General features: G+C 60.6%; 9 protein-coding genes, 1 pseudogene and 1 riboswitch. Of the genes and pseudogenes, 8 read left to right on the forward strand and 2 right to left on the reverse strand.

Features of this window, described 5'->3' with window-relative positions:
* Positions 1-94, reverse strand: a pseudogene (locus tag ACIP1X_RS26070) (pyridoxine 5'-phosphate synthase); the annotation flags it as partial.
* Between ACIP1X_RS26070 and ACIP1X_RS26075 the strand changes: the two are divergent.
* From ACIP1X_RS26075 to astE, 7 genes are all read left to right on the forward strand, one after another.
* Positions 60-1,265 (forward strand): aspartate aminotransferase family protein, encoded by a 1,206-nt coding sequence (locus tag ACIP1X_RS26075; protein WP_400755714.1) that lies wholly within the window; start codon positions 60-62, stop codon positions 1,263-1,265. The pseudogene ACIP1X_RS26070 and the gene ACIP1X_RS26075 sit on opposite strands and share 35 nt — an antisense overlap.
* A gap of 216 nt (positions 1,266-1,481) precedes the next feature.
* On the forward strand, positions 1,482-2,501 hold the full coding sequence (aruF, locus tag ACIP1X_RS26080) for an arginine/ornithine succinyltransferase subunit alpha (protein ID WP_053122867.1): 1,020 nt from the start codon (positions 1,482-1,484) through the stop codon (positions 2,499-2,501).
* 51 nt (positions 2,502-2,552) lie between these two features.
* Positions 2,553-3,578 carry an arginine N-succinyltransferase gene (astA, locus tag ACIP1X_RS26085; protein WP_053122864.1) on the forward strand — a complete coding sequence of 342 codons (1,026 nt, stop codon included), beginning with the start codon at positions 2,553-2,555 and terminating at the stop codon, positions 3,576-3,578.
* Positions 3,575-5,044, forward strand: a complete 1,470-nt coding sequence (gene astD / locus ACIP1X_RS26090; RefSeq protein WP_400755718.1) for a succinylglutamate-semialdehyde dehydrogenase — start codon at positions 3,575-3,577, stop codon at positions 5,042-5,044. The genes astA and astD overlap by 4 nt, the downstream gene beginning before the upstream one ends.
* 138 nt (positions 5,045-5,182) lie before the next feature.
* Positions 5,183-6,529 (forward strand): N-succinylarginine dihydrolase, encoded by a 1,347-nt coding sequence (gene astB, locus ACIP1X_RS26095; RefSeq protein WP_400755715.1) that lies wholly within the window; start codon positions 5,183-5,185, stop codon positions 6,527-6,529.
* Between the two features lie 57 nt (positions 6,530-6,586).
* Positions 6,587-6,877, forward strand: a complete 291-nt coding sequence (locus ACIP1X_RS26100) for a hypothetical protein (RefSeq protein WP_008077915.1) — start codon at positions 6,587-6,589, stop codon at positions 6,875-6,877.
* Positions 6,878-6,889: 12 nt separating this feature from the next.
* The gene (astE, locus tag ACIP1X_RS26105) at positions 6,890-7,900 is read left to right on the forward strand and encodes a succinylglutamate desuccinylase (protein WP_122589432.1); all 1,011 of its coding nucleotides are present in this window, start codon (positions 6,890-6,892) and stop codon (positions 7,898-7,900) included.
* A 121-nt stretch (positions 7,901-8,021) separates the two neighbouring features.
* Here astE and ACIP1X_RS26110 read toward each other — a convergent pair whose 3' ends face one another.
* Complete coding sequence (locus ACIP1X_RS26110) at positions 8,022-8,531, reverse strand: 6,7-dimethyl-8-ribityllumazine synthase (protein ID WP_400755716.1); 510 nt, start codon at positions 8,529-8,531, stop codon at positions 8,022-8,024.
* Positions 8,532-8,632: 101 nt separating this feature from the next.
* A riboswitch (FMN riboswitch) is annotated at positions 8,633-8,804 on the reverse strand.
* Between the two features lie 198 nt (positions 8,805-9,002).
* Between ACIP1X_RS26110 and ltaE the strand changes: the two genes are divergently transcribed.
* The gene (gene ltaE, locus ACIP1X_RS26115; RefSeq protein WP_400755717.1) at positions 9,003-10,007 is read left to right on the forward strand and encodes a low-specificity L-threonine aldolase; all 1,005 of its coding nucleotides are present in this window, start codon (positions 9,003-9,005) and stop codon (positions 10,005-10,007) included.
* Positions 10,008-10,054: the final 47 nt, after the last annotated feature.

Genomic DNA, 10,054 nt, shown 5'->3' on the forward strand with positions numbered 1-10,054 from the left:
CGCCCTCGGTGGTCAGTTCCTGACGGGTTTCCGGCACCAGGCAGATGTGCGCCGGACGAATGCGCTCAGCGAACGCCATCATTTCTTCGGTGATGGTTCCCAACTACGCGCCTGCCGCTTTCATTCCGGTGCGTGGCGCCGGTTCCCGCGTCTGGGATCAGGCCGGCCGCGAGCTGATCGACTTCGCCGGCGGGATTGCCGTTAACGTATTGGGCCACGCGCACCCGGCGCTGGTCGGTGCATTGACCGAACAGGCGAACAAGCTGTGGCACGTGTCCAACGTGTTCACCAACGAGCCAGCCCTGCGTCTTGCGCACAAGCTGATCGACGCCACGTTCGCCGAGCGCGTGTTCTTCTGCAACTCCGGCGCTGAAGCCAACGAGGCCGCTTTCAAGCTGGCCCGTCGCGTTGCATTCGATCGTTTTGGCACTGAGAAATACGAAATCATCGCCGCGCTGAACAGCTTCCACGGCCGTACTTTGTTCACCGTTAACGTCGGTGGCCAGTCGAAGTATTCCGACGGTTTCGGCCCGAAAATCACCGGCATCACCCACGTTCCTTATAACGACCTGGCCGCGCTGAAAGCGGCGGTTTCCGACAAGACCTGTGCGGTCGTGCTGGAACCGATCCAGGGCGAGGGCGGCGTACTGCCAGCCGAATTGGCGTACCTGCAAGGTGCCCGCGAACTCTGCGACGCGAACAACGCGCTGCTGGTATTCGACGAAGTGCAAACCGGCATGGGCCGCAGCGGCAAGCTGTTCGCCTACCAGCATTACGGTGTGACCCCGGACATCCTCACCAGCGCCAAGAGCCTGGGCGGCGGTTTCCCGATCGCGGCGATGCTGACCACCGAAGCGCTGGCCAAACATCTGGTTGTCGGCACTCACGGCACCACCTACGGCGGCAACCCGCTGGCGTGCGCGGTCGCTGAAGCGGTGATCGACGTGATCAATACCCCGGAAGTGCTGAACGGCGTGAACGCCAAGCACGACAAGTTCAAGGCACGCCTCGAGCAGATCGGCGAGAAATACGGCTTGTTCACTCAGGTGCGTGGCCTCGGTCTGCTGATCGGTTGCGTGCTCAGCGATGCGTGGAAAGGCAAGGCCAAGGACATCTTCAACGCCGCTGAAAAAGAAGGCCTGATGATTCTGCAAGCCGGTCCGGACGTGATCCGTTTCGCCCCGAGCCTGGTGGTGGAAGACGCTGATATCGATGCCGGTCTGGATCGTTTCGAGCGGGCTGCTGCAGCACTGACGCAAGCCTGATAGACCCTTCGGCGCCTGGAGCTTTTCAGGCGTCGATCAAAATTTTGATGCCGGACCAGATCAACTGTAGGAGTGAGCCTGCTCGCGATTGCGGTATGTCAGTCGACTCATTGGTTTCTGACAGACCGCAATCGCGAGCAGGCTCACTCCTACATTGATCTCCATGTAGGCCCGGTTATTTTTTCTGTGAATTGATAAGAGAAAAGGAGTGACACCATGCTGGTGATGCGCCCCGCGCAAATGGCTGATCTGGGCGAGGTACAGCGTCTGGCTGCGGACAGCCCGATTGGTGTCACTTCCTTGCCGGATGACGTGGAACGTCTGAGCGACAAGATCGCCGCGAGCGAAGCGTCGTTTTCCGCCGAAGTGAGCTTCAACGGTGAAGAGAGCTATTTCTTCGTCCTCGAAGAGTCGACCACCGGCAAACTGGTCGGTTGCTCGGCGATTGTCGCGTCCGCCGGTTACTCGGAGCCGTTCTACAGCTTCCGTAACGAGACCTTCGTCCACGCTTCCCGCGAGCTGAAGATCCACAACAAGATCCACGTGCTCTCGCAGTGCCACGACCTGACCGGCAACAGCTTGCTGACCAGTTTCTACGTGCAGCGTGAGCTGGTCGGGTCGCCGTGGTCGGAGCTGAATTCCCGTGGTCGTCTGCTGTTCGTCGCCAGCCATCCCGAGCGTTTCGCTGATTCGGTGGTGACCGAGATCGTCGGTTACAGCGATGAGAATGGCGACTCGCCGTTCTGGGACGCGATTGGTCGTAACTTCTTCGACCTCAATTACGCCGAAGCCGAACGCCTGTGCGGGCTGAAAAGCCGCACGTTCCTCGCCGAGCTGATGCCGCATTACCCGATCTACGTGCCGTTGCTGCCGGACTCCGCTCAAGAGGCGATGGGCCAGGTGCACCCGCGTGCGCAGATCACCTTCGACATCCTGATGCGCGAAGGCTTCGAGACCGATCACTACATCGACATTTTCGACGGTGGCCCGACCCTGCATGCACGCGTTTCGGGGATCCGTTCGATCGCCCAGAGCCGCGTGGTACCGGTGAAGATCGGCGAGCCGGTTAAAGGTGCCGGGCGCCAGTATCTGGTGGCCAACGCACAGTTGCAGGATTACCGCGCGGTGCTGCTGGAGTTGGATTACGCGCCGGGCAAACCGGTGACTCTGGATCTGGAAGCGGCCGAAGCCTTGGGCGTCGGTGAAGGTGCCAGCGTGCGCCTGGTGGCGGTTTAACGCCTTAGCGAGTTTCACGGGTGGCGAAGGCGGCCCGTTTGAGGAGATAGCATGATTGTTCGTCCCGTACGCAGCAGCGATTTATCCGCGCTGATCGACCTGGCCCGTAGCACCGGCACCGGCCTGACCACTTTGCCGGCCAACGAAGAACGTCTGGCCCATCGGGTCGGCTGGGCCGAGAAGACCTTTCGCGGCGAAGCTGGCCGTGGCGATGCGGACTACCTGTTCGTGCTCGAAGACGACGACGGTCGCGTGGTCGGTATTTCTGCCATTGCCGGCGCGGTCGGCATGCGTGAGCCTTGGTACAACTTCCGTGTCGGCCTGACCGTCAGCGCCTCGCAAGAACTGAATATCTATCGCGAGATTCCGACGCTGTTTCTCGCCAACGACCTGACCGGTAATTCCGAGCTGTGCTCGTTGTTCCTGCACGCCGATTACCGCAGCGGTCTGAACGGTCGCATGCTGTCGAAGGCGCGGATGCTGTTCATCGCGGAATTCCCTGAATTGTTCGGCAACAAGATCATTGCTGAGATGCGCGGTGTCTCCGATGACGCCGGCCGTTCGCCGTTCTGGGAAAGCCTCGGTCGGCACTTCTTCAAGATGGAATTCAGCCAGGCCGATTACCTCACCGGTGTCGGCAACAAGGCGTTCATCGCTGAACTGATGCCGAAATTCCCGCTGTACACCTGCTTTCTGTCCGAAGGCGCGCGTCAGGTCATCGGCCAGGTTCACCCGGACACCGAGCCAGCCTTGGCGATGCTCAAGGGCGAAGGTTTCAGCTATCAGGGTTACGTCGACATCTTCGACGCCGGCCCGGCCATCGAATGCGAAACCGGCAAGATCCGCGCGGTGCGTGACAGCGAAGCGCTGGTGCTGGCCGTTGGCACGCCGGGCGATGACGCCACGCCGTTCATCATCCATAACCGCAAACGTGAAGACTGCCGCATCACCGCTGCGCCGGCGCGTCTCGCTGCCGGCACGCTGGTGGTTGATCCGCAAACCGCCAAACGTCTTCAACTCAACGCTGGCGATCAAGTGCGCGCCGTGGCGTTGTCCGCTGCACGGGAGTCGAAATAATGAATTCGCTATACATTGCAGGTGAGTGGCTGGCCGGTCAGGGCGAAGCTTTTCAATCGCTGAACCCGGTGACCCAGCAAGTGCTGTGGTCGGGGGAGGGCGCCACGGCGGCTCAGGTTGAATCGGCTGTGCAAGCTGCGCGTCAGGCGTTTCCAGGCTGGGCGCGTCGCACGCTGGACGAGCGCATCACGGTGCTTGAGGCTTTCGCCGCGTCGCTGAAAAACCACGCTGACGAACTGGCTCGCACCATCGGTGAAGAGACCGGCAAACCGCTGTGGGAATCGGCGACCGAAGTGACCAGCATGGTCAACAAGATCGCGATTTCGGTGCAGAGCTACCGCGAGCGTACCGGCGAGAAGAGCGGCCCGTTGGGCGACGCCACTGCTGTGCTGCGCCACAAACCGCACGGTGTGGTGGCGGTGTTCGGCCCTTACAATTTTCCTGGCCACTTGCCAAACGGCCACATCGTTCCGGCATTGCTGGCGGGTAACAGCGTGCTGTTCAAGCCAAGCGAACTGACACCGAAAGTGGCCGAGCTGACGGTCAAGTGCTGGATCGAAGCCGGTCTGCCAGCGGGTGTTCTGAACCTGGTGCAAGGCGCCCGGGAAACCGGTATCGCGCTGGCCGCGAACCCGGGCATCGACGGTCTGTTCTTCACCGGTTCGAGCCGCACGGGCAATCATCTGCACCAGCAATTCGCCGGTCGTCCGGACAAGATTCTGGCGCTGGAAATGGGTGGTAACAACCCGCTGGTGGTTGATCAGGTCGCGGATCTGGATGCGGCGGTTTACACGATTATTCAGTCGGCGTTCATTTCTGCCGGCCAGCGTTGCACCTGCGCACGCCGCCTGCTGGTGCCGCAAGGCGCGTGGGGCGACAGCCTGCTCAAGCGTCTGGTTGAAGTCAGCGCGACCATTGAAGTCGGCGCGTTCGATCAGCAACCGGCACCGTTCATGGGCTCGGTGATTTCCCTCGGCGCGGCGAAAGCGCTGATGGACGCTCAGGAACATCTGCTGGCCAACGGCGCGGTGTCGCTGCTGGAAATGACTCAGCCGCAAGCACAAGCCGCGTTGCTGACGCCGGGCATCGTTGATGTGACGGCGGTTGCCGAGCGTCCGGACGAAGAGCTGTTCGGCCCGTTGCTGCAAGTGATCCGCTACGTCGATTTTGAAGCAGCGATCGTTGAAGCCAACAACACCGCTTATGGGCTTGCTGCTGGTTTGCTGTCGGATTCCGAAGCGCGTTATCAGCAGTTCTGGCTGGAAAGCCGTGCCGGCATCGTCAACTGGAACAAACAGCTGACCGGTGCTGCGAGCAGCGCGCCGTTTGGTGGTGTCGGTGCCTCGGGCAACCATCGCGCCAGCGCCTATTACGCGGCGGATTACTGCGCGTACCCGGTGGCGTCGCTGGAGACGCCGAGCCTGGTGTTGCCATCGGCCCTGACGCCAGGCGTGAAAATGGCGTAACGGCCATTCGCGAGCAGGCTCGCTCCCACATTGGAATGCATTTCCCTGTGGGAGCGAGCCTGCTCGCGAAGGCCGCACCTCGGTCAAAAAGAACAGTTACTGAAGCCTATAACAACAGATTCTCGTGGAGCCTCGCTGATGAAATCCTATGAAGTCAATTTTGACGGTCTAGTGGGGCCGACCCATAACTACGGTGGTCTGTCCTACGGCAACGTTGCGTCCCAGAGCAACAGCCAGCAATCTTCGAACCCGAAGGAAGCGGCGCTGCAAGGTCTGGCGAAGATGAAAGCGCTGATGGAAATGGGCTTTCAGCAAGGCGTACTGGCGCCGCAGGAGCGCCCGGACGTGGCCGCTCTGCGCCGTCTGGGTTTCAGCGGTACCGACGCGCAAGTGATCGAGCGCGCCGCCAAAGAAGCCATGCCGCTGCTGGTCGCCAGTTGCTCGGCGTCGAGCATGTGGGTGGCCAACGCCGCCACGGTCAGCCCGAGTGCCGACACTGCTGACGGTCGCGTGCATTTCACCGCCGCCAACCTCAATTGCAAATACCACCGCAGCATCGAGCACCCGACCACCAGCCGTTTGCTCGGTGCGATGTTCGCCAATCAGCAGCACTTCGCCCATCACGCCGCGTTGCCGGCCGTGGCGCAGTTCGGCGACGAAGGCGCGGCCAACCACACGCGTTTCTGCCGTGAGTACGGCGAGGCGGGCGTTGAGTTCTTCGTGTTCGGTCGCAGTGCGTTCGACAACCGTTTCCCGGCGCCGCAAAAGTACCCGGCGCGGCAGACCCTCGAAGCCTCGCAAGCCGTTGCGCGCCTGCACGGTCTGCGTGACGAAGGCGTGGTTTACGCCCAGCAGAACCCGAACGTGGTCGATCAAGGCGTGTTCCACAACGACGTGATTGCCGTGGGCAATGGCGAGGTCTTGTTCTATCACGAGGACGCGTTCCTCGACACCGAGTCGATGCTGGCCGAGCTGCAAAGCAAACTGGCCAAAGTCGGTGGTAACTTCCAATCGGTGTGTGTGCCGCGTTCGGCAGTCACCGTGGATGACGCGGTGCGTTCTTACCTGTTCAACAGCCAATTGCTCTCGCGTCCGGACGGTTCGATGCTGTTGATCGTGCCGCAAGAGTGCCAGGCCAACGAACGCGTCTGGGCTTACCTGCAAAGCCTGACCAGCTCCGGCGGTCTGATTCGCGAAGTGAAGGTTTTCGATCTCAAGCAAAGCATGCAAAACGGCGGTGGTCCGGCGTGCCTGCGACTGCGCGTCGCGCTTAACGAAACCGAACTGGCGGCGGTCAACCCAGGGGTTATCATGACGGCACCGTTGTACGGTTCGTTGACCGCATGGGTCGAGAAGCACTACCGCGACCGCCTGAGCGAAACCGATCTGGCGGATCCGCAGTTGCTGCTTGAATGCCGGACGGCACTGGATGAACTGACGCAAATCCTTAAACTGGGCGCGGTTTATCCATTCCAGATCAATTGATGGCCGGTGCGTCGCCTGAACGCGGCGCGCGGCTTGTCTCACCAAGAGAGTAAAAACATGAGCGATTCCCTGCAGCTGATCCTTGAAGACACCGACGGCACGCAACTGGAGACCTCCTGCACCCGCGTTGCGGTCATGTGGCAAGGCAAAGAGCTGTGGATCCAGCAGGACGGCCGTGGCCAGTTGCTGATCGGCGTGGACGTTGAAGAAGGTGACGCCGAATACGCCAACCTGCTGCTGCGCCCATTGGCGACTAATCTGGTAAGTCTGCAACTGGAAATGGAACCGGCTGACGCTGGCGACGACGAAGACCACGTGCACGGCCCGGATTGCAACCACGACCACTAAGGAAACCGCTCTATGCTCGCCCTCGGCAAACTGCTTGAACTGACCCTCGCCGGCCGCGAACCGGCGGAGAAGACTCAACTGACTGTCGAAGGCGTGCGCATGCGCTGGTTGAGCGAAGGGGCGCTGGAAGTCCGGCCGCCCGAAGCGCGCGACAATGGCCTGGATCTACTGCTGTCGGCAGGGATCCACGGCAACGAAACTGCACCGATCGAGTTGCTTGATCGGCTGCTGCACGACATCGCACGCGGCGATCTTAAACCGCGTGCACGCATTCTGTTTCTGTTCGGCAACCCCGAGGCGATTCGCAAAGGCGAGCGCTTTGTCGAGCAGGACGTCAATCGGCTGTTCAACGGCCGTCATGAACAAAGCAGTGGTTCGGAAGCGCTGCGGGCCTGTGAGCTTGAGCGTCTGGCGGCGAGCTTCTTCAGCCTGCCGGATCGCCAGCGTCTGCATTACGACCTGCACACGGCGATCCGTGGTTCGAAGATTGAACAGTTCGCGCTGTATCCGTGGAAAGAAGGGCGCCAGCATTCCCGTGTTGAACTGGCACGTTTGCGCGCGGCTGGCATGGAGGCGGTGCTGTTGCAGAACAAGCCGTCGATCGTGTTCAGCTCGTACACCTACGACAAGCTCGGTGCTGAGGCTTTCACGCTGGAACTGGGCAAGGCGCGACCATTCGGGCAGAACGACGGGGTTAACGTCTCGCTGCTGGAAACCCGCTTGCAACAGATCATCGAAGGCAACGAGCCGGAAATGGCTGAGCCAGAGCTGGACGGTTTGCAGTTGTTCAGCGTGGCGCGGGAAATCATCAAGCACAGCGACGCGTTCCGCTTGAACCTGCCGCAGGACATTGAAAACTTTTCCGAGTTGGAAATGGGCTATGTGCTGGCCGAAGATCTGGCCAATACCCGCTGGATCATCGAGGAAGAGGGCGCGCGAATCATCTTCCCTAATCCCAAGGTCAAGAACGGCTTGCGCGCGGGCATCCTGATCGTCCCGACCACCGACGAAAATCTCGCCTGACCCAATGATCGTTCCCACGCTCCGCGTGGGAATGCAGCCCGGGACGCTCCGCGTCTCAAAGCGGACGCAGAGCGTCCATTGAGGCATTCCCACGCAGAGCGTGGGAACGATCTTTAGAGACTTAGACCGCTACTGCATGCGGCTCAGTGCGGCGCAGTGCGCGAACCTTGCGCAGTGTATCCGTGCAAGTCCGCGCCGCTTCCTGACCCTTGTGTACAAAGTGCTCAAAGAAGAATTTCTGATGCTCGTCACCCGCATGGAAGTGATGCGGCGTCAGCGACACCGAAAACACCGGCACTTCGGTTTCCAGTTGCACTTGCATCAGGCCGCTGACCACCGATTGGGCGACGAACTCGTGACGGTAGATGCCACCATCCACCACCAGGGCTGCGGCAACGATGCCGGCGTAACGACCGGTTTTGGCCAGCAACTTGGCGTGCAGAGGCATTTCAAAAGCGCCGCCGACTTCGAAGATGTCGATGTCCGATTCCTGATAACCCAGGGCAATCATTTCGGCGACGAAGCCTTTACGGCTCTGGTCGACGATTTCTTTGTGCCAGCAGGCCTGGATGAACGCGACGCGCTCGCCATGAGGGTGTTTGCTTTTGCTGTCGATAGCGGTGGGTTGCATGTTCTGACTCCTGTTTGTGTGAAAAACAGGGCGTTATGAATCGAAAGGGATTCAAGGGTGCGCACACGCACAACATCGCGCGGACGGCCCTTTGGCGTTAATCCCGTTCTCTCTTCATCCGGACTATGACCGTCGGCCCTGGAATCACACCGGGTCTGCTGACCTTGCCGCCGATCACAGCCAAAGCTATGTCCGTCGCCAAGCGCTCGCGGGCTATGCGCATTGCGCGCAATTACCGCCGGTGGGGAATTGCACCCCGCCCTGAGAACGTTTTTGCCGCCCTTTCTCGGGCGGCGCAGCGTTTTTAACACAGATTGTGTGTCTGTGCATTGCGCCTTTCTGATGATTGCCATCGAATTTTCTGGTGCTGGAAAACGAAAATTCCTTGCGCAAGGGTTGATTAATCCGCGCCATGACCGCAGTAATCCCACTTCGTAAAGGGATTTCCCCTGCTGACTTGAGGCCAGGTTCATGAGCGTTATCGATCTTCGCAGCGACACCGTCACCCAACCGACTCCCGCCATGCTCGACGCAATGACTGCGGCGGCCACTGGTGACGACGTGTACGGCGAAGATCCGACGGTCAATCGTCTGGAGGCGGAACTGGCCAAGCGCCTGGGTTTTGCCGCCGCGCTGTTCGTGCCGACCGGCACCATGAGCAACCTGCTCGGGTTGATGGCGCATTGCGAGCGCGGCGACGAATACATCGTCGGCCAGCAGGCGCACACCTACAAATACGAGGGCGGCGGCGCGGCGGTGCTCGGTTCGATTCAGCCTCAGCCACTGGAAGTACAGGCCGACGGTTCGCTGGATCTGGATCAGGTTGCGGCGGCGATCAAACCTGACGACTTTCATTTCGCCCGGACGCGTTTGTTGGCGCTGGAAAACACCATGCAGGGCAAAGTGCTGCCGCTGGAATATCTGGCGCGGGCACGTGAGTTCACCCAAGAGCATGGCCTACAACTGCACCTCGACGGCGCGCGGCTCTACAACGCGGCGGTCAAGCTTGGCGTCGATGCGCGGGAGATCACGAAGTATTTCGATTCGGTATCGGTGTGCCTGTCCAAAGGCCTCGGCGCGCCGGTGGGTTCGGTGTTGTGCGGCTCCGAGCAACTGATCGGCAAGGCCCGCCGTTTGCGCAAGATGGTTGGCGGCGGCATGCGTCAGGCTGGCTTGCTGGCAGCGGCGGGACTATATGCGCTGGATCACAACGTCGAGCGTCTGGCCGACGACCATGCCAATGCGCAGTTGCTCGCCGATGGTCTGCGTGAAGCGGGTTTCATCGTCGAACCCGTGCAAACCAACATGGTTTATGTGCAAATGGGCGACAAGGCCGAGGCGATCAAGGCGTTCGCCGCTGAACGCGGGATCAAGTTGAGCGCCGCTGCGCGTCTGCGCATGGTCACGCACATGGACGTCAATCGCTCGCAAATCGAGCAAGTGATCGCGACATTCGTCGAGTTTTCGCGCAAGTGACAGCGTTAGCCGTCCAATTGACCGTTTCTATCGTATAAACACGCTGT

This window comes from Pseudomonas sp. NPDC088885, from assembly GCF_044750025.1.
Lineage (GTDB): Bacteria > Pseudomonadota > Gammaproteobacteria > Pseudomonadales > Pseudomonadaceae > Aquipseudomonas > Aquipseudomonas rustica.

Coding starts and splice junctions, on each gene's coding strand:
- ACIP1X_RS26075 (WP_400755714.1), top strand. CDS start 60: ATGCGCTCAGCGAACGCCATCATTTCTTCGGTGATGGTTCCCAACTAC.
- aruF (WP_053122867.1), top strand. CDS start 1,482: ATGCTGGTGATGCGCCCCGCGCAAATGGCTGATCTGGGCGAGGTACAG.
- astA (WP_053122864.1), top strand. CDS start 2,553: ATGATTGTTCGTCCCGTACGCAGCAGCGATTTATCCGCGCTGATCGAC.
- astB (WP_400755715.1), top strand. CDS start 5,183: ATGAAATCCTATGAAGTCAATTTTGACGGTCTAGTGGGGCCGACCCAT.
- ACIP1X_RS26100 (WP_008077915.1), top strand. CDS start 6,587: ATGAGCGATTCCCTGCAGCTGATCCTTGAAGACACCGACGGCACGCAA.
- astE (WP_122589432.1), top strand. CDS start 6,890: ATGCTCGCCCTCGGCAAACTGCTTGAACTGACCCTCGCCGGCCGCGAA.
- ACIP1X_RS26110 (WP_400755716.1), bottom strand. CDS start 8,531: ATGCAACCCACCGCTATCGACAGCAAAAGCAAACACCCTCATGGCGAG.
- ltaE (WP_400755717.1), top strand. CDS start 9,003: ATGAGCGTTATCGATCTTCGCAGCGACACCGTCACCCAACCGACTCCC.